The organism is Halalkalicoccus paucihalophilus, assembly GCF_001593955.1.
GTDB classification, from domain to species: Archaea; Halobacteriota; Halobacteria; order Halobacteriales; family Halalkalicoccaceae; genus Halalkalicoccus; species Halalkalicoccus paucihalophilus.
Genome location: NZ_LTAZ01000004.1, coordinates 477,982 through 496,072, shown reverse-complemented (window position 1 = coordinate 496,072; position 18,091 = coordinate 477,982). Strand labels below are relative to the sequence as shown.

The window sequence follows — 18,091 nt, the reverse complement described above, 5'->3', positions numbered from 1 at the left end:
GGCGGACAGACGCCACGCTTTTCAGGAGTTATGACAGCACGGAATAGCCACGGGAGCCCCTTCGCACCGCACACAACCGAGGAGACGACCGCGATGCTCGAGGCGGTCGGCGCCGAGAGCGTCGAGGAACTGTTCGACATTCCCGAATCCGTGCGCTTCGACGGCGAGTTCGGGATCGACTCGACAGGGGAGCGCGAACTCCGCGCGGAGATGCGCACCCTGCTGGGGAGAAACGACGACCTGACGGAGTTCCTCGGACGCGGGCACTACGACCACTACGTCCCGTCGCTCGTGGACCACCTCGCGGACCGCTCGGAGTTCCTCACGAGCTACACGCAGTACCAGCCCGAGATCACGCAGGGCTTCCTCCAAGTCCTCTTCGAGTACCAGTCGATGCTCGTCGAACTCACGGGGCTGGAGATCGCCAACTGCTCGATGTACGACGCCGCGACGGCGCTCGGCGAGGCGGCAGCGCTCGCCGACAGGGTGAGGGGGACGAGCGGTTCTCAGGTGCTGGTTCCCGAGTTGATGCGAGAGGAACGCCGCTCCGTGCTCGAGAACTACACGGAGGGCGCGGGACTGACCGTCGAGACCTACCCACACGACGACGCGAACGCCGACGTGGAGGCGCTTTCCGAGGTCGCCGGCGAGGAGACGGTGATGGTCTACGCCGAGAGCCCGACGGTTCGGGGTACCATCGAAGAGAGGTTAGAGGAGGTCGCCGACCTCGCCCATGCACACGACGCGCTGTTCGTGCTGGGATCGGATCCGGTGGCGCTCTCGGTGCTCGAAAAACCCGCGACGATCGGTGCGGACGTGGTAATCGGGGACGCCGCGACCCTCGGATTGGGAACGAGCTACGGGATGGGTCTCGGCCTTTTCGCCACCCGCGAGGAGTTCGTCCGGCAGGTCCCCGGACGGCTGGTCGGCGCGAGTACCGACGCTGCGGGCGAGCGGACCTACACGCTCACCCTCCAGACGCGCGAACAGCACATCCGCCGGGAGCGCGCGACCTCGAACATCTGCACCAATCAGGCGTGGGTGGCGCTGCGAACCGCGATCCACGCGGCCTCGCTCGGCCCCTCGGGGCTCGTAGAGCTCGCTCGCGAATGCCTCGAAGCGCCCGTCGATCTCGCTCGGCGGCTCGACGACATCGTCGGGGTGAAGGCTCCGGTCCACGACCGTCATCACTTCCGGGAGTTCGTGGTTCGGACCGACCAGCCCGCACAGGCGGTCCGAGAGACGCTCGAGGAGTACGGCTTCGCGGTCCACGCGATCGACGAGCATCTGATCCAGGTCTGTGTGACCGAGACGAACAGGGAGAAAACGGACGCGCTGGTCACCGCGTTCAGGGAGGCAGCACGATGACGCTCGAGTACACGCAAGCACGCTGGAATTCCGACGACGAGGGCTACGAGCCGCATCTCGCCGAGAAAAACGAGACGAGCGTCGATACCGACGACGTCCCGCTTCCCGACGGTCTGAAACGCGACGAGTTGACCCTTCCCGAACTCTCCGAACCCGAACTGGCCCGCCACTACACCCGACTCAGCCAGATGAACTACGGGGTCGAGTCGGGTCCCTATCCGCTGGGGAGCTGTACGATGAAGTACAACCCGAAGTTCACCGAGGACGTCGCTGCCCACCCCGCGGCGGGGGTCCACCCGGATCGCTCGCCCGAAAGCGTTCAGGGCACGCTCGAACTGCTCGCGCGCCTCGAAAACCAACTCGCTCGGATCGGCGGAATGGACGCGGTGACGCTCCAGCCGCCCGCCGGCGCGGCCGGTGAGTTCGTCGGCATCCTGATCGCGAAGGCGTATCACGAATCCCGGGACGACGAGCGAACCGAGGTCGTGATCCCCGACGCCGCCCACGGCACGAACTTTGCGAGCGCGGCGATGGGCGGCTACGACGTGGTCGAACTGCCCTCGGGCGACGATGGACGGGTGAATATCGACGCCCTCGAAGCCGCCCTCTCCAAGGAGACGGCGGCGCTCATGCTCACGAATCCCAACACGCTGGGGCTGTTCGAGCGCGACATCGAGGAGATCGCGGAAATGGTCCACGAGGTCGGTGGGCTGCTGTATTACGACGGGGCGAACCTGAACGCGCTGCTCGGACGGGCGCGTCCGGGCGACATGGGCTTCGACGTGATGCACTACAACGTCCACAAGACGTTCGCGACGCCCCACGGCGGGGGCGGTCCGGGTGCGGGTCCGGTCGGCGTCAGCGAGGAGCTCGCGGAGTTCCTGCCGAGTCCCCACGTCAGAGCGTCAGACGGCGGCTACGAGCTCTTCGAACCCGAGAGATCGATCGGGAAGGTCCACGGCTTCATGGGCAATTGGCTCGTGTTGATCAAAGCCTACGCTTACATCGCCCGGCTGGGCGACGAGGGGCTCGCCGACGCGAGCGCGAAGGCCGTTCTCAACGCGAACTACCTCGCGAGTCAGATCGAGTACGAGGTCCCCTACGGGCCGTTCCACCACGAGTTCGTCGCGAGCGCGGGCGAGCAGGACGCCGCCGACGTGGCCAAACGGATGCTCGATTACGGCGTCCATCCCCCCACCACCAAATGGCCCGAACTCGTGGGCGAGGCGCTGATGACCGAGCCCACCGAGATCGAGAACCGCCGCTCACTGGATCAGCTCGCCGAAGCGTTCGACGCCGTCGCAAGCGAGGAGCGAGAGACGATCGAAACCGCCCCCGAACGAACCACCGCAAAACGGATCGACCAGACCGAGGCGGCCCGAAACCTCCGGCTCTCGTGGCAGTCCTTCGACGACGGTTCATAACTCCGAGCGAATTTCGAGGGGGATCGTAGCAACTCTTACTATCTTCACCCTCTTCGATTAATACATGACCGTCGTCAGCGTCTCGATGCCCGAAGAACTGCTGAACAGGATCGACGAGTTCGCGGACGACCACGGCTACACCGGCCGCAGCGAGGTCGTTCGGGAGGCCTCGCGGAACCTGCTGGGCGAGTTTCAGGATCGCGAACTCGAGGGTCACGAACTGATGGGCGTCGTGACCGTGCTGTTCGACTACGAGACGACGAGCGTCGAGGAGCGCATGATGCGCCTGCGCCACGAACACGAGTCGCTCGTTGCTTCGAACTTCCACAGTCACGTCGGCGATCACTACTGTATGGAACTGTTCGTCCTCGAGGGCGATCTGGAGGCCATCTCGCAGTTCGTCGGGAAGATCCGGGCGACCGGGGACGTCCTCACCGTCGATTACTCGGTGATCCCAGTCGACGACTTCGCCGCGACGCTCTCGAAGTAGGCGGTTCAGTCGTCGTCGGGCGTGTCGCCGGTCGCCCCACGCCCCGACGCCGGAGCGGGACGGTCGGCTTTACGCCCCTCCCAGTCGAAGCGCCGCTGGAAGTACAGTGCGACGTGGACGAGCGCGAGCAACACCGGCACCTCGATGAGCGGGCCGACGACGGTCGCGAAGGCGACACCCGAACCCACGCCGAAGACCGCGACGGCGGTACTCGCTGCTATCCGACCACAACAGCTATATTAGCAGACAATTATATTAGAATACGATAATATGAATGGGACGAACCGGCTTCAGGAGAACGCGGGATCGACGACGGGTGAGGAGGGGGCCTGTTGTACCCCGGCACGGCGGCCGGACGCCACAGCCGTCGAGACGGACGTGCGCCTGCTCTCGACGCTCGCGAACGAGACGCGCTACGAGGCCCTGCTGGTGCTTGCGGACTCGGAGGAAGAACTCTGTGCCTGTGAGATCGAGGGCGCGCTTCCCGTGAGCCAGAGCGCGATCAGTCAGGCGTTGAGTGCGCTCTACGCTGCTGGACTCGTCGAGCGTCGAAAGGACGGTCGGTGGCGGTACTACCGCACGAGCGAGCGCGCACGGACGCTGCTCGCGACGCTCGATGCCGTCCGGGAGGATCGACGATGACCGACGGACTCGACCCGGCCGAGCAGCGCGTGGCCGTCCGCGAACGGTACACGGCGATCGCCACTGCAGGGAGCGACGGTGACGGCTGCTGTGATCCGGACTCGGGGGGCTCGTGTTGTGACTCGCCCGCCTCCACAAGCGAACAGTTGGGCTACTCCACAGCGGAGATCGAGGCGGTCGCGGGCGACGCGAACCTCGGTCTGGGGTGTGGGAACCCGACGGCGATCGCGGCGTTGCGGCCCGGCGAGACCGTCCTCGATCTGGGTTCGGGCGGCGGGTTCGACTGCTTCCTGGCCGGCCAGCGGGTCGGCCCCGAGGGGAGCGTCATCGGCGTCGACATGACCCCCGAGATGGTCGAGAAGGCCCGGGAAAACGCTGAGGAGAACGACGCCGAGAACGTGAGCTTCCGCCTCGGCGAGATCGAACACCTGCCGGTCGCAGACGACAGCGTCGACGTAATCATCTCGAACTGCGTGATCAACCTCTCGGCGGACAAGCCGCGGGTGTTCGAGGAGGCCCGTCGCGTCCTGCGGTCGGGCGGGCGACTGACCGTCTCGGACGTGGTGCGCACGGCCGAGATCCCCGAGGACCTGCGGGCCGACCCCGAGAGCGTCTCGGCCTGCGTCACGGGGGCCGCGACGATCCGGGAACTCGAAGCGATGCTCGCGGCGGCGGGCTTCGAGGACGTCGAGATCGAGCCAAAGGACGACAGCGAGGAGTTCATCCGGGAGTGGTCGGACGAGCGCGACCCGAGCGAATACGTCGTCTCGGCGACGATCGAGGCCCGAAAGCCGTAGCCGCGGCTCGCAACCGAGCGTGCCGTCGGGTCGCCGGCCCGGCTATTGCTTGGCTTCGACCTCGGCGAAGTACTCGTCGAACAGCGCCTCCACCCGGCTCGCGATCTCGTCGCGGATGGCCCGCACCTCCTCGGGGTCCTTCCCGTCCGGGTCAGGGAGGTCCCAGTCGCACACGTCGGTCTCGGCGTCGAGATCGAGCGTCGAACAGCCCATCGTCGCGACGACGTCACAGGACTCGAGTTCCTCGGTCGAGACCTCTCGAGGCACGCGACCGGAGAGGTCGACATCGAGTTCACGCATCGTCTCGATCACCTCCTCGTGGATCGCCTCGGCCGGGTACGTGCCGCCGGTGATAATACTGACGTCCTCGCCCAGCCCGCGCCGGTCGCGCTCGCGTTCGGCGAACGCGGCGGACATCTGGCTACGGCCGGCGTTCTGGACACAGACGAAGCCGAACTGCACCGGAGAACTTTGGCTCATGGAGTGTGCGACGCTATCGATCGGCTTCACCGTTGCTATGAAAACTATATATCGCTATAGATCCCCCGCGGTGCCGATATCGGTAGTACACCCTCCGGGAGAATCGAAGGGATCTCCGCGAACCACCGACGCTCAGGCCTGACTGGAGTCGATACCGTTGATCCGGACGAACCCGTAGTCACACTCGGGACAGTGCCATTTCACCTTCTCGCCCAGATGGAGCGTCGTGCTCGCCGCCCGGTAGAACGTCCGCTCGGTCTCACACTCCGGGCAGTCGTGGTCGAGTTCCTGCATACCGGCTTTCGTACGTGACCGTGCTTAACCGTGGTGATTCGACACCCTGCTCGTCAGTTCGCGACCGAGACGGGCGTCGGAAGCGAGTGCCGATAACACGTCCGGTCGGCCGCCCGCAGGACGATACGGTCCTCGCCGTCGTCGGATTCGAGGTCGATCTTCGGCTCGCTTTCGGCCGGGAGTCGGACCTTGCAGACGTGTTTGTACGGTGCCTCCGAGCCGTCGGATCCGTCCAGAGTGCGGCTGTCGAGCGCACGCCCGGAATCCCGTTCTCGGAGTTCGACCCGATACGTTTTCCCCTGCTTTTCGATCTCGATGACCACCGGCCGTTTCGTCATGGATAATCGTTCCCGACGGCGGATTATAAAGGTAATCTGAGATGTCGTCGCGTGACACGCGCCGTGTGGTAGCGGTCCTGACGGCCGGTCATCGGGATGTCGGTAAGTCGGTCGTAGCCGGATGGATCAGTCTCCGATCGAGGTCCGGGGACTGACGCTGCCGGTCTGGTGATAGACGCCGTAGACGAGTACACAGCCCGCGAGCAGCGGCACGACCGCACACGCGGCGTAGACCGGCGAGAAGCCGATCGATTCGACCAGCGGCAGCGAGACCATCGGCCCGAGACCGCCGCCGACGTCCCCGAGGACGTTGTTCGTGCCCATCGCTCGGCCCGTCCGCTCGTCGGGCGTCAAATCAGCGAGGAGGGCGATCAGCGGGCCGCTGGTGCCGCCCTGTCCCGCGCCGATGAAGACACAGGCGAGGACCAGTCCGCCGACCGACTCCGCGACGGTGAGCAGGAGGAATCCGACGAAGGAGACCGCGAGGAAGGCACACAGGACGGGCACGCGCATGCCCAGACGGTCGCTTACGACCCCGCCGCCGAGCATCAACACCGACGCCGAGAGGACGGTGATCGCCATGAGCACGCCCGAGGTGGCCTGCGGGCCGTAGCCCAATACGGAGAAGTCGTTGGCGGCCAGAAAGAGCACGAGCGTCGAGAAGAGCGCGCCGAGGTACGCGAAGTAGAGCCCGAAGTTGACGAGGCCCACTGTGAGCGCGGGAACGGTCGTCTCGATCTCCCAGGGCTTGATCGCCGTCTTCGCCTCGCTGACGTGGGTTTCGGGGACGGTCGCGTACGCGAGTACGCCCGCGACGAGGGCGAACGCCGCCGCGAGCGCGAAGGCCGTCGGGATCGAGAACAGTTCGCTCACGACCCCGCCCAGCACGAGGCCGGCGGGGAAGCCGAGCGTCATCCCGCCCCGGACGACGCCCATGTTGGTCCCCCGCGAGGCGCCGGTGCTGACGTCGGCGGCGATGGTGTAGGCCGTCGCGAAGACGAGCGCGCTGCCGATCCCCCAGATCACGCGCGCGAGCAGGAACCACGCCTCGGGGTACGGGGAGACCATCGCGACGATATACCCCAGCGTGGCGACCGCCTCGACGAACAGCCCCGCGATGAAGGGCCTGCGGGTGCCGATCCGGTCGACGAGCGCGCCCGCGGGGGTGTTCGCTATCGTGCGGGTAAAGCGGTTCGCGCTCAGGATGACGCCCACGAGAAACGGCGAGATTCCCAGTACGGTGCCCAGATTGGGGAGGATCGGGAAGACGACGCCGCCGCCGAAGCCGACGAAGAAGGTGCTGAAAATGACCGCGAGGACGACCGCGCGCGCACGGTTCACGCCGTACACGGCCTCCGCGTGCGCGATGAACGGGCGAGACGCATGACGGGCCGTAGCCCGCTCGCGCGCTTAGGGGTTGTCGCTCCGGCACCGACTGCCGGGAGACGCCGGGAGCTAAGTAGCCGTCCGCCGTCGATGGGGTATGAAGATCTACACGGGTCGCGGCGACGAAGGAATGACCGACCTGCAGAACATGGATCGGGTCGCGAAGACGGACCCGCGGATCGAGGCCTACGGAACGGTCGACGAGGCGAACGCCCTGCTCGGGACGGTGAGACCGACGGGCTACGACGACATCGACGAGCAGTTGGCGGGGATCCAGAACCACCTCCACATCGTACAGGCCGACTTCGCGAACCCGGAGCCCGACGAGGACGACCACCGCGTGCGCGAGGACCACGTCGAGCAGTTGGAGGGATGGATAGACGGCTACGACGACGAACTCGATCCCCTCCAGAAGTTCATCCTCCCCGGCGGGAGCGAGGCGGGGGCGAAACTCCACCACGCCCGTGCCGTGACCCGTCGGGCGGAGCGCCGCGCGGTCGCACTTGCGGGCGCGGAACCGGTAAACGAAGCGGCCGTCACCTACCTTAATCGGCTCTCGGACGCGCTGTTCGTCATCGCACGGGCGGTGAACAAACGCGAGGGGAGCCGCGAGGAGAACCCGAGTTACTGAAGCCCGACGAGTTCGTGCGCTCTGATGTCGGCGTACCCCGAAAACGACAGCTTCAGCGACGGCACGCCCGGAAACGAGAGCGTCTGGACCGCGAGCAGCGGTCGGTCGATTCCGACTCCACGCGCCCGGAGTGCGCTCTCGATGGTTCCCAACAGGGTCGCCGTCTCCTCGACGTCGAGATCGGAACAGGTCGCGCCGACCCGGAGGGGGAGTTCAGCGACGATCCCGTCGTCGGCGACGGTCCACCCGCCGCCCATCTCCTCGACGCGCGCTGCGGCACGCGCCATCTCGATCTCGTCGGTTCCGACGACGACCACGCCGGGGCGTTCCCACGTGAGCGAGGTAGCCGCCGCCCCCGATTCGAGGCCGAACCCCGTGAGAAACCCTGTGAAACCGTCGTCGTGCCCTCGCCGCCGGTCCAGAAGCGTGACCTTGAGAACGTCCCCGTCGGGATTGGGCCGGAACTCGCCGTCCTCGACCGGCGGCGAGACGCGCGTCTCACCCGTCAACAGCCCGCCTTCGAGGGAGATCGCACGGACGGACTCTCCGTCGGCGGGAACCGAGAACGTCCCCGGATCGGTGGGGATCGAAACGTCGTCGTAGAACGCCTCGGGATACTCGCGGTTTCGTGGACCGACCGTCGCCGAACCGTTTCTGACGACGACCTCTCCGCCGCTGACGACGGTCTCCACTCGAACCTCCTCCAGATCCGAGAGCACGACCACGTCGGCGACGTTGCCCGGCGCGAGCGAGCCCCGGTCGTCGAGCCCGAAGTGACGGGCCGCCGAGAGCGTCGCCATCCGGATCGCGTCCGTGGGGGCGATGCCGGCCTCGATGGCGCGGCGGATCACGCGATCCATGTGGCCGTCGGACAGGTCCCGCGGCCAGACCCCGTCGCTCGACAGCGAGCACTCGGCGGAGTCGACCCGGTCGGTAGCCGCGGCGAGCGCCTCGATGTCGTCGCGGACCGACCCGCAGCGCCCGACGACGTGGATCCCGTTCTCGGCGCGCTCGATGACCCCCTCGCGGGTGATCGCCTCGTGGTCGTCGTCGATGATCGAGGAAAACGCCGCGAGCTTCTCGCCCCGACAGCCGGCGGCGTGGCCCGTCACCGGCTTGCCGAGTTCGTGGGCACGCTCGTAGAGCGCTTCGGCGGGCGTATCGCGGCCGACGGCGTGGATCCAGTCGGTCTCGCCGACGCCGACGACCCGGTCGTCCTCCAGCAGGTCGATCAGTTCGCTCGCGTCCTCGCCCGTCGCTCCGGGCGGTTCGAAGGTGTCGAACAGCGGGGTCGGCGGGAGCGCCGCCCGGACCGTCACGGGGAGGTAGGCCGTCGCCGCGAGGAACTCCCTGATCCCGCGCGGGCCGAACGCGCCGAAGGCCGAACACTCCGATATCACCGTTGTCGTCCCGCCCTCAAGCGAGTAGTGGTACGCGAGTTCGTAACACTGAAACAGGTCCAGATGGGTGTGTGCGTCGACGAACCCCGGTACGACGGCCCCGCCGTCGGCGTGGATCACCTCCGTATCGGGGCCGATCACCGACTCGGCGTCCTCGGGGAGCGCCGCGACGCGGTTGTCCACGACCGCGACGGCCCGCGACTGGAACTCGCCGAGTTCGGGAAGCAACACGTGTCCGCCCTCGACGACGAGATCGGCGGGCTGGTCGCCGAGTGCGACCGGCTGGAGGTCGTTCATCCGTCGATCACTGCCCAAAGGCACGTCCTCATTGGCACGTGATACCGGAGCGGGGGCTAAACCAGTTGTGTCACAGGAAGTGAGTTTCTCTCGCCGGGAGACAGAATCCTTAAGTCCGGCGCGAGGGAACTACCCGCTGCGGGTTGGTGATCTAGTCCGGCTATGATACCTCCTTCACACGGAGGAAGTCGGCGGTTCAAATCCGCCCCAACCCATTTCTGGCAGTACAATACGACGAGCGAGGCCAGGGGTCTGTACTGTCGAAATGGTACGAAGATTTGAAGCAGGGAGTGAAACGAGCGTCAGCGAGTGGAACGACCGAGGTTCAAATCCGCCCCAACCCACTGAGCATTTCTGACGGTGTCACCAGAATGCGTAGCGTTCGGGCTGATCAACAGGATCGCGTAGCGATCCTGCGGCGAGCGTTTTCACGAGTCGCAGACCCGGCATCGAAGAGCTCTCCGATCGGGACGAAGGGACACGATCGAGACCCATCCACCAGTCGATAGTATAGGACCCCGGCCGGTGACGGCCGAAGGTCTTAGTGGCCGGATGGATTCCGATGGAGCATGAACGCTGGACTCAAAGGCATGCTCAAACGAATCCTCACACTGAAAGCACTCAAGAAACTCCTGCGAAAACTCCGGTGAGCGTCACCGAGTAACTGATCGGAGCGATCAGAACACGAGACCGACGAGCCGATAGAGGAGACCGATCACGAACAGGGCGATCAGCAGGGTCGTCACCACGGGGACGACAGGCGAGAGCGTTCCCGGTTCGAATCCGAGCGTCTCCTCTAGCATACTCGCGGGAAACCCCTCCTGAGCCATAAGCCTTCCCTCGAGCGCGACTCAGGGCTCCTCGATATCGACGGCGACCTCGTTCGTCCGGAAGAACGGCGGGGTCAACGGCGGATCGTAGCGCAGGAGGAACGGCTCCCCCGCCGGAGAGATTCTGTGCCCGGCGAGGGTCTCCTCGAGTCGTGTAGTGACCCGTTCTGTACGCGCTGCCGTCGCGTACCACGAGAACGACGCGACCGCAAGGGTTCGTGTCGGTTCGACGACGAGCCGAACCGACGGGTCCGTCGGAATCGGGGCGCTCGCGGGATCGTACGCCGCGGGGAGGTAGAACGCCATCGTCACCTCGGCTCTCTCGGTTCCGTCGCCGGTTCTGACCGGCGCGGTCATCGGGAGCTCGATGCCCTCCCCGCCCTTGTCGGTACGGACCGGAGCGGTCATTTCCACGTCCTCGCTCGCGTCGTTTGCGCCGCCGAGATACCGAAAGAGGCGGTCGAACGCGGTTCGCCCGTCGGCTGCGGTCGTCTCGACCAGCAGGGTTTGGGGATACCGGCGGAGTTCGACGCCGTCGAGACGGTCGACCACCTCGTAGGGAACGCGCTCGGCCGATCGTCCCTCGTAGACGCGTCTCGCCGAGATCGCCGCGATGACGGCGACGCCTGCGGTCAGAAGGCCGGTAGTTCGACGGTTCATACCGGAGAAATGCACTCGGGTGATAAGTACTATCGGCTGTCATCCGACTCGCGGAGTGGGTACCTCGTGATACCGTCGGAAGGCGCAACGCAAGGGCTTTGGATCGCTCGTCCGAAGCGCGTCCATGCCCAACAGCCGCATCGAACTGGAGAGCGAGGCACACGAGAAACACCGCGAGGCCGGCGAGATCCTCGCACAGGTCCGCGAGGAGGCCGCAGACCGGGTGGAAGTCGGCGCGGGCCACCTCGCAGTCGCCGAGTTCGCAGAGGATCGCATCCGCGAACTCGGCGGCGAACCCGCTTTCCCCGTCAACGTCTCCATCGACGAGGAGGCCGCCCACGCGACCCCGAGCGCCGACGACGAGAGCACCTTCGGCGAGGAGATGATCAACCTCGACATCGGCGTCCACGTCGACGGCTGGCTCGCCGACACCGCGATCACCGTGGACCTCTCGGGCCACGACGACCTCGCGAAAGCGCCCGCCGAGGCGCTCGAAGCCGCCATCGACCTCGTGGAACCGGGCGTCGAGACCGGCGAACTCGGCGCGGCAATCGAGGAGACGATCGAGGGCTACGGTTTCAACCCCGTCGTCAACCTCTCGGGTCACGGACTCGGCCACTGGGACCAGCACACCGAGCCGAGCGTTCCCAATCGCGCGGTCTCCCAGAGCACGACGCTCGAAGCGGGCGACGTGGTCGCGATCGAGCCCTTCGCGACCGACGGCAGCGGCAAGGTGACGGAGGGGAGCGACGAGGAGATCTTTGCGCTCGAACGCGAGGGATCGGTGCGCGATCGGGGAGCGCGCGAGGCCTTAGCGCAGATCACCGAGGAGTTCCGTACCCTCCCGTTCGCGACCCGATGGCTCGACACCTCACGGCCCGAAATGGCGCTTCGGCGCCTGAAATCCCAAGGATTCGTCCACGGCTATCCGGTCCTGAACGAGGACGACGGCACACTGGTCAGCCAGAAAGAGCATACCGTAATCGTTACCGAGGAGGGGTGTGAAGTAACCACTCGCTAAGTTTTAGCGTAGCTTTTGCGAGCGAGTGAAGCGAGCGGAGTAAAAGGTACGAACGTACCGTGATCGTCACCGAGGACGGCTGCGAGGTGACGACGCGGGGCTAACCGCGGTCGCGATTGGAGGGCGACCCGAACCGGATCAGGCGTTGTTCATCCGCTGGCTACGGCGTTCACCACAGCCGAGACACCGCGTCAGGCGGTACGGTTCGCGCGAGTAGTGGTCGGTCTTGGGGTTCGATCCTTCCGTCCGTATCTCGAGCGAGACGGCGTGTTCGGTCTCGCGATCGCAGGTCATACACCACTCGTTCATCGTCTGGGAGGACCGTTCTTTGGCGGCCATTACATTGTTACTAGACCCAATCATAAAAAATCTATCTTTTTTAGAGTGGTATTAATAGGTGTCATCGCCGGCAGCGAGTGGGGTGTAGCTAAGGCCGTGCTCACCGACCCGGGGACATGGAGCAGGTATTCGCCCCGTGGCGCATCGAGTGGGTTGAACGCGACGGGAAGAACCCCGAGGTCGAGTGTGTGTTCTGTGCGTTCGAGGCCGAGGAGACGGACCGAGAGAACCGCGTCGTCGCCCGCAGCGAGCACGCGTTCGTCCTGTTGAACAACTACCCATACAGTCCGGGACACGTCATGGTGATCCCCTCGCGGCACACCGGCGAGTACGCGGCCCTCCCCGAGAACGAACTGCTCGATCACGCGCGGCTGAAACAGCGGACCCTGCGGGCGATCGAGGCTGCGTTCTCGCCCGACGGCGTCAACGCGGGCTACAACTTCGGGCGGGGCGCGGGCGGCTCGATCGACGACCACTTGCATGCCCACGTCGTCCCGCGCTGGGAGGGCGATACGAACTTCATGCCGGTGATAAGCGACACGAAGGTGATCGTCGAGGCCTTAGAGGAGAGTTACGACCGGCTTCACGACGCGTTCGGGGAACTGGAAGGGGCCGACGGGAGTGACGACGAGCGCGCGGTCCGCTTCGGATAGCCCGAAGCCCATTTATTCGCCCGCTGTGAACCCCGTTCCGTGAGTCGGGCCTCGGCCGTACGCAGGGTCGGTTTGCTGGTCCTCGGAGCGAACCTGGGGCTCGTCGTCGCGAAGGCGATCGTCTGGTTTCGAACGGGGAGCCTCGCGGTCGGTTCGGAGGCCGTAAACAGCCTCACGGACGTGATCTACAGCTTCGTCATCCTCGCGGGACTCTACCTGACGACCCAGCCGCCGGACACCGACCACCCCCACGGCCACGAGCGCATCGAACCGCTCGTCTCGCTCTTCATCGCGATGGCCATCTTCGCCGCCGGCGGCGTGATCCTCTGGCAGGCCGCCCGCGCGCTGTACGCCGGGGAGATCGCCGTCACGACCGGCCCTGCCGCGGTCGTCGTCCTCGTCGGGGCCGGTGCGGTGAAACTCGGGCTCTATCGGTTCTGTCTTCGCGTCGGCAACGAGCACAACTCGCCCGCGATCGTCGCGACCGGCCTCGACAGCAGGAACGACGTCCTGACCGTCGTCGCCGCACTCGTCGGCGTTCTCGGTGCCCGCGCCGGCCTCCCGATCCTCGATCCGCTGGCCGCCATCGTCGTCTCGGCCGGGATCTTCTACACCGGCTGGGACGTCCTCAGGGACAACGTCGACTACCTCATCGGCCGCGCGCCGCCCGAGGACCTCCACGCGGAGATCGTCCGCCGGACCATCGTCCATCCCGACGTCGAGGGCGTCCACGACGTCGTCGCCCACTACGTCGGCCCCGAGATCGACGTCTCGTTGCACATCGAGGTCGAGGGCGAGCGAACCCTGCTCGAAGCACACGAGATCGAAAGCGAGATCGTCGAGACGGTGCGTGAACTCCCCGAGATCGACGACGTATTCGTCCACATCGATCCGAAGGAACTCGGCGAGTGGAAGGAGGACGCGGAAGCCGACCGACTACTCGAGTTCGAGAAGGACGACTGAGTAGCCGCCGGATCGCCCGGCGGAGCGGCGTGCCGGGCGAAGGTTTGAGGGGGAGCGTCGCGTCGAACTACCCGTGCCCGTAGGTACCCGCGTTACCGAGTTGCTCTCGGCCTATGCGACCCTCCTCGACAACGTCGCGACGTTCCTCCTCACGTTCGCGCTGGTGTACGCCCTCGGCCGGTTCGTCGTGGTACCGATAGCGGATTCACTGATGGAACTCAAGGGTACGGAGCCGACGCTTCAGCGGGGACTCCAGCAACTGCTCGGGGTCGGTGTCGTCGTTGCGGCCGTCGTGTCCGGGTTGTGGGTCGCCGGACTCGGCCATCTGCTGAATCGCTCGGCGATCGTCGTCGCGGCCCTGACGGTCGCACTCGGATTCGCCGCCCAGGACGTCGTCGGCAACGTCGTCAGCGGCGTCTTCATCGTCACCGACCCGAAGTTCAACATCGGCGACTGGATCCGGTGGGAGGACGGCGAGGGGACCATCGAGGACATCAGCTTCCGGGCGACCCGCGTGCGGACGTTCGACAACGAGGTCGTCACCGTCCCGAACGCCGCGCTCACGACCACGACCGTCGTCAACCCTGTCTTGAACGACCGACTGCGGATCGAACTCCCGCTCGAACTCGGTCACGGCGACGACATAGAGGCCGCCGTCGCGACGCTCGTGAGCGCCGCCGAGGACCACCCGGAGGTGCTCGATACGCCGGAACCCTCGGTCAGAGTCACCACCGTCGACGGGGCGGTTCGACTCTCGGCCCGAATCTGGATAGCCGACCCCACCCGGGAAGCGTTCGCGCGTGTCCGCTCGGAGTACGCCCGCGAGATCGCGACTCGGCTTCGGGAGGCCGGGATCGATCTCGATGGGGCGGGGGCGACCGAACTCGGTGGGGAGGTCGGCGTCGAACTCCGCGGTGGTGGTCCGTACGATCTTGCCGGGGGCTCTGAGGGGCGCTAAACCGGCTTCCCGAACGCGTACATCGTCTGGCTCGTGGTGATCTCCACGTCGAGGAAGTCGCCCGGTTCGACTCCCCACTCCGAGGCGTTCTGCACGATTACCTGCCGGTAGGCCGAGTCCCGGCACTTCACCGAGTCGCCGGTGCCCGGTTCGACACAGAGGACCTCCCGCTCGTCGCCGACCATCCCCTCGTAGACCTCGCCGACGATCTCCCGCTTTAACTCGCTCATCGCTTTTGACCGGTTCTTCTTGACCTGCCCGCCGAGGCCCTTCATCTCGGCGGCGTCGGTCTTCGGTCGCTTCGAGAAGCGTGTGACGTTGACCTTCTCGGGGCGGACCTCTCGGAGGAGGTCCATGCTCAGTTCGTGGTCGGCCTCGGTTTCGGTCGGAAAGCCGACGATGAAATCAGTTGAAAGCGTCCAATAGTCGAGTTCGCGGTCGAAGGTGTCGACGACTTCCCTGAATTTCCCGACCCTGTGTTGGCGGCGCATCTCCTCCAACACCTCGTCGCTTCCCGACTGGACCGGCGCGTGGATGAAGTCGTACAGTTTCTCGTTGTCGGCAAATACCTCGACGAGTTCCTCGTGGATGCCGTGAATCCCGCCGGGGTTCGCCATCCCGAGGCGCACGCGGAAGTCGCCCTCGATCGCACAGATCCGCGAGAGGAGTTCGGGGAGTTTTCGCTCTCCCGTGTCCCAGCCGTAGACACCGGTGTCCTGGCCTGTAACCCGAATCTCCTTCGCGCCGGCGTGGACCAGCGCGCGGGCCTTCTCGACGTTTGCCTCGACGCTCGGCGAGTCCACCCGGCCGGTGGCGTGCTTGGTGATGCAGTACGAGCAGTTCGACATACAGCCCCGTGCGATCGGGAGGATACCGACGACGCCGTCGAGAACGGGCTCGACACCGGGGCCGGGGGTTGGACACTCGCCGTTCAGCGCGGCTTGGGGCACTTCGTCCCAGTGCATCACGCGGGCGTCGATGTCGGCGAAGGCCTCGCCCTGGGCGAGCGCCATACAGCCCGTGACGATCAGATCCGTGGTTTCGTTTTCCAACTCCTCGGCCCGCCGCAGCATGTTCGTCTCGGTCTTCTCGACGACGGTGCAGGTGTTGAGAATAGCGACATCGGCAGTCTCGGGACCCTCCGCCCGGTAGTGGCCGGCGTCGCGCAGCGCGGACTCGATCGCGCGGCTCTCGCCGCGGTTCGAGGTACAGCCGTAGGTCTCGATGTGATACCGGGCCATATCCGAGAGAGCGCTTCGGAGAGGAAAAGCCCGACGGATCGTGTCCCTATCGGCGCCCGAACAGCCGCGCGAGGAGGTTCCGTCCACTCGGGCGTTCTGCGAGCAACAGCGAGCAATCGACCTCGTTGAGCACGTCGAAATGCAGCGTGCCGGTCACGAGCCGCGAGAGCAGGCCCCGTTCGGTCGCCCCGATCACCACCATGGTGTGATCGACCGCGGCCCGTCCGATCGCGTCCTCGATGTCGCCCGAGTCGTCGACGACGAACTCGGCGTCCCCCAGGCCGTGTTCGGTCGCCCAGTCCGCGAGGAATTGCTCGCCCTCTTCGCGCTCCTCGGGACCGTCGACGATGTGCAACAGCGTGACCTCCGAGCCGACGGTCTCCCGGAGCGCGGCGGCGACCTCGGCGCTCAGATCCGAATCCGGCCCGCCGGCGGTCGGCAAGAGGATCCGCGAGGCGTCTTGGCCGCGATCCTTCAGGACGAGGAAGTCACAGGGAAGGCGGCTGGTCAGTTCGCTGAGCGGGCGCTCGGCCCGGGCGGCGGTCCACAGCTGGTTGTCCTCGCCGCCCATCAACACGAGGTCGGCGTTCTCGCGTCCGGCGACGGTGAAGATCTCCTCGAACGACCGCTTGGAGACGATCGTCGAGGTCTCACATCCGACGTCGTATCCCTCGATCGTGTCCCGGACAGTCTCCATCTGCTCCTCGGAGCGTTCGACGATCCGCCCGCGTTGGGTGGCGCCAGCGTTCATCGTTCTCCTGCCGGGCGTCTGGATGATGTGAACCGCGTGGACAGTCGCGTCCTCCTTGCGGCTTGCGAGGGCACACGCGATCTCGACGATCCGCGATTCCGTCCGCGGGTTCGCGATCGGGACCACGATCCGGTATGAGCTGTCGTGGACGACCGGGTCGGTGGTATCGACCATCGGGACGTACGAGCGGCCGATGAGACCGCCGAAGGCCCACTCGCGGGGCGTGAGCTGGCGGTCTGCCCCCTCGAACCGGACGGATTCCAGTCGTTGCTCGGTTGTCTGGAAGTAGTTGACGACCGTTACCAACGCGATCCCGCCGATCGTGTTGCCGAGCAGTACCGGCAGGACGAAGTCGGTCATCCCGACGACGAACCCGAGGTCACCGGCAAAGACCATGAAGATCATCTCCGTGAACGACGTCACCACGTGAAACAGATCACCGAGCGGGATCGCGAGGAACGCGAGATAGACGATCACGAGCCGGGAGATCGTGTCCCGGGAGGCATAGACGATCCAGACGACGCCGGCGACGATCAATCCAGCGAAGGCGGCTTTGAAGAACAACGCCGATGCGCTCGTCTCCAAGCCGTGTTCCGCGTGGTGTATCGCCGCCGCCGCCGCCTCCGGCGAGAACACGCCGCCCCACGCGAGCACCGCGGCGCCGATCGAGCCGCCGGTGAAGTTGCCGACGAGAACGATCAGCCAGTGGCGCAACAGCTGCGGGATGCTCGCCAGCCGTTCGAGGGTCAGCGCGACCGGCGGGAGCGTGTTCTCGGTGTAGAGCTGATAGCCGCCGATGATGATGTAGATGAACCCCAGCGGGTACAACAGCGCGCTCAGGATCGGGTGTTCGTTCGTCGACGCCGTCAACGAGGCATAGAGCATGACCGTGATCGTGATCGCGAAGCCAGCGGCGAGCGCGCTGAAGAACAGTTCGCGGTTCCCCGAGGTGATCTCCTCGTCGGCGACGACGACGATCCGCTGGAACACCTCATCAGCGGAGAAGCGGTCGCGCACGACCGCACCGGCCGCCGGAGCGCCGCTTCTGGACCGTTCGACCGCGTCCCGAACGGCGTCACCGTCGTCGGGACGATCGGAATCACTCATTGGTCGGTCCAACTCGCAGCG

Annotated in this window: 20 protein-coding genes, 1 tRNA gene and 1 pseudogene; 11 read left to right on the top strand and 11 right to left on the bottom strand. The window is 66.0% G+C overall.

Features of this window, described 5'->3' with window-relative positions; all coding sequences use genetic code 11:
* The first annotated feature begins 30 nt into the window (after positions 1-30).
* The 3 genes from gcvPA to nikR all read left to right on the top strand — a co-directional run bounded on the left by gcvPA (position 31) and on the right by nikR (position 3,282).
* Positions 31-1,368 carry an aminomethyl-transferring glycine dehydrogenase subunit GcvPA gene (gene gcvPA, locus HAPAU_RS07720; protein ID WP_066381287.1) on the top strand — a complete coding sequence of 446 codons (1,338 nt, stop codon included), beginning with the start codon at positions 31-33 and terminating at the stop codon, positions 1,366-1,368.
* Positions 1,365-2,792, top strand: coding sequence for an aminomethyl-transferring glycine dehydrogenase subunit GcvPB (gcvPB, locus tag HAPAU_RS07715; protein ID WP_066381285.1), 1,428 nt, complete (start codon positions 1,365-1,367; stop codon positions 2,790-2,792). Before gcvPA ends, gcvPB begins: the two co-directional genes overlap by 4 nt.
* Positions 2,793-2,856: 64 nt before the next feature.
* Positions 2,857-3,282 carry a nickel-responsive transcriptional regulator NikR gene (gene nikR / locus HAPAU_RS07710; RefSeq protein ID WP_066381283.1) on the top strand — a complete coding sequence of 142 codons (426 nt, stop codon included), beginning with the start codon at positions 2,857-2,859 and terminating at the stop codon, positions 3,280-3,282.
* Positions 3,283-3,287: 5 nt separating this feature from the next.
* On the opposite strand, the pseudogene HAPAU_RS07705 reads toward nikR, so the two are convergent.
* A pseudogene (locus HAPAU_RS07705) lies at positions 3,288-3,503 on the bottom strand (ACR3 family arsenite efflux transporter); the annotation flags it as partial.
* A gap of 49 nt (positions 3,504-3,552) precedes the next feature.
* On the opposite strand from HAPAU_RS07705, the gene HAPAU_RS07700 reads away from it, so the two are divergent.
* The gene (locus tag HAPAU_RS07700; RefSeq protein ID WP_066381279.1) at positions 3,553-3,924 is read left to right on the top strand and encodes an ArsR/SmtB family transcription factor; all 372 of its coding nucleotides are present in this window, start codon (positions 3,553-3,555) and stop codon (positions 3,922-3,924) included.
* Entirely contained in the window at positions 3,921-4,721 is an 801-nt protein-coding gene (locus HAPAU_RS07695) for an arsenite methyltransferase (protein ID WP_066381277.1), read from the top strand. Before HAPAU_RS07700 ends, HAPAU_RS07695 begins: the two co-directional genes overlap by 4 nt.
* A gap of 42 nt (positions 4,722-4,763) precedes the next feature.
* Here HAPAU_RS07695 and HAPAU_RS07690 read toward each other — a convergent pair whose 3' ends face one another.
* The 4 genes from HAPAU_RS07690 to HAPAU_RS07680 all read right to left on the bottom strand — a co-directional run bounded on the left by HAPAU_RS07690 (position 4,764) and on the right by HAPAU_RS07680 (position 7,174).
* Positions 4,764-5,201 carry a low molecular weight phosphatase family protein gene (locus tag HAPAU_RS07690; RefSeq protein ID WP_066381273.1) on the bottom strand — a complete coding sequence of 146 codons (438 nt, stop codon included), beginning with the start codon at positions 5,199-5,201 and terminating at the stop codon, positions 4,764-4,766.
* Positions 5,202-5,333: 132 nt separating this feature from the next.
* A complete protein-coding gene (locus tag HAPAU_RS21615) occupies positions 5,334-5,495 on the bottom strand; it encodes a DUF7838 family putative zinc beta-ribbon protein (protein ID WP_169802632.1) in 162 nt (53 codons plus the stop codon).
* 53 nt (positions 5,496-5,548) lie between these two features.
* Positions 5,549-5,833 (bottom strand): hypothetical protein, encoded by a 285-nt coding sequence (locus HAPAU_RS07685; protein WP_066381271.1) that lies wholly within the window; start codon positions 5,831-5,833, stop codon positions 5,549-5,551.
* 126 nt (positions 5,834-5,959) lie between these two features.
* Positions 5,960-7,174 carry an MFS transporter gene (locus HAPAU_RS07680; RefSeq protein WP_084383688.1) on the bottom strand — a complete coding sequence of 405 codons (1,215 nt, stop codon included), beginning with the start codon at positions 7,172-7,174 and terminating at the stop codon, positions 5,960-5,962.
* A 142-nt stretch (positions 7,175-7,316) separates the two neighbouring features.
* Here HAPAU_RS07680 and HAPAU_RS07675 point away from each other — a divergent pair, with 142 nt between their 5' ends.
* Positions 7,317-7,850: a cob(I)yrinic acid a,c-diamide adenosyltransferase gene (locus HAPAU_RS07675; RefSeq protein ID WP_066381266.1), complete on the top strand. Its 534-nt coding sequence runs from the start codon at positions 7,317-7,319 to the stop codon at positions 7,848-7,850.
* On the opposite strand, the gene HAPAU_RS07670 is transcribed toward HAPAU_RS07675, so the two are convergent.
* Complete coding sequence (locus HAPAU_RS07670; protein WP_066381265.1) at positions 7,844-9,547, bottom strand: adenine deaminase C-terminal domain-containing protein; 1,704 nt, start codon at positions 9,545-9,547, stop codon at positions 7,844-7,846. The genes HAPAU_RS07675 and HAPAU_RS07670 overlap by 7 nt on opposite strands.
* Positions 9,548-9,687: 140 nt before the next feature.
* On the opposite strand from HAPAU_RS07670, the gene HAPAU_RS07665 reads away from it, so the two are divergent.
* Positions 9,688-9,762 (top strand) — tRNA-Val (locus HAPAU_RS07665).
* A gap of 462 nt (positions 9,763-10,224) precedes the next feature.
* On the opposite strand, the gene HAPAU_RS22760 is transcribed toward HAPAU_RS07665, so the two are convergent.
* Together HAPAU_RS22760 and HAPAU_RS07660 are read right to left on the bottom strand one after the other, a co-directional pair.
* On the bottom strand, positions 10,225-10,350 hold the full coding sequence (locus tag HAPAU_RS22760) for a hypothetical protein (RefSeq protein WP_281177874.1): 126 nt from the start codon (positions 10,348-10,350) through the stop codon (positions 10,225-10,227).
* A gap of 48 nt (positions 10,351-10,398) precedes the next feature.
* Positions 10,399-11,037 (bottom strand): SOUL family heme-binding protein, encoded by a 639-nt coding sequence (locus HAPAU_RS07660; RefSeq protein ID WP_066381264.1) that lies wholly within the window; start codon positions 11,035-11,037, stop codon positions 10,399-10,401.
* A gap of 124 nt (positions 11,038-11,161) precedes the next feature.
* Here HAPAU_RS07660 and map point away from each other — a divergent pair, with 124 nt between their 5' ends.
* Complete coding sequence (gene map, locus HAPAU_RS07655) at positions 11,162-12,058, top strand: type II methionyl aminopeptidase (RefSeq protein ID WP_066381263.1); 897 nt, start codon at positions 11,162-11,164, stop codon at positions 12,056-12,058.
* A gap of 138 nt (positions 12,059-12,196) precedes the next feature.
* Here the strand turns inward: map and HAPAU_RS07650 are convergent, their stop codons facing one another.
* A complete protein-coding gene (locus HAPAU_RS07650; protein ID WP_066381261.1) occupies positions 12,197-12,397 on the bottom strand; it encodes a DUF7835 family putative zinc beta-ribbon protein in 201 nt (66 codons plus the stop codon).
* Positions 12,398-12,513: 116 nt separating this feature from the next.
* Here HAPAU_RS07650 and HAPAU_RS07645 point away from each other — a divergent pair, with 116 nt between their 5' ends.
* The 3 genes from HAPAU_RS07645 (at position 12,514) to HAPAU_RS07635 (ending at position 14,971) form a co-directional block, all read left to right on the top strand.
* Positions 12,514-13,050 (top strand): HIT family protein, encoded by a 537-nt coding sequence (locus tag HAPAU_RS07645; protein WP_066381259.1) that lies wholly within the window; start codon positions 12,514-12,516, stop codon positions 13,048-13,050.
* Positions 13,051-13,089: 39 nt separating this feature from the next.
* Complete coding sequence (locus HAPAU_RS07640; RefSeq protein WP_066381257.1) at positions 13,090-14,013, top strand: cation diffusion facilitator family transporter; 924 nt, start codon at positions 13,090-13,092, stop codon at positions 14,011-14,013.
* Between the two features lie 73 nt (positions 14,014-14,086).
* Entirely contained in the window at positions 14,087-14,971 is an 885-nt protein-coding gene (locus HAPAU_RS07635; protein WP_066381255.1) for a mechanosensitive ion channel family protein, read from the top strand.
* Here HAPAU_RS07635 and HAPAU_RS07630 read toward each other — a convergent pair.
* Together HAPAU_RS07630 and HAPAU_RS07625 are read right to left on the bottom strand one after the other, a co-directional pair.
* A complete protein-coding gene (locus HAPAU_RS07630) occupies positions 14,968-16,212 on the bottom strand; it encodes a tRNA (N(6)-L-threonylcarbamoyladenosine(37)-C(2))-methylthiotransferase (protein WP_066381253.1) in 1,245 nt (414 codons plus the stop codon). The two genes, HAPAU_RS07635 and HAPAU_RS07630, sit on opposite strands and share 4 nt — an antisense overlap.
* A gap of 46 nt (positions 16,213-16,258) precedes the next feature.
* The gene (locus HAPAU_RS07625; RefSeq protein ID WP_066381252.1) at positions 16,259-18,070 is read right to left on the bottom strand and encodes a formate/nitrite transporter family protein; all 1,812 of its coding nucleotides are present in this window, start codon (positions 18,068-18,070) and stop codon (positions 16,259-16,261) included.
* Positions 18,071-18,091 lie beyond the last annotated feature (21 nt).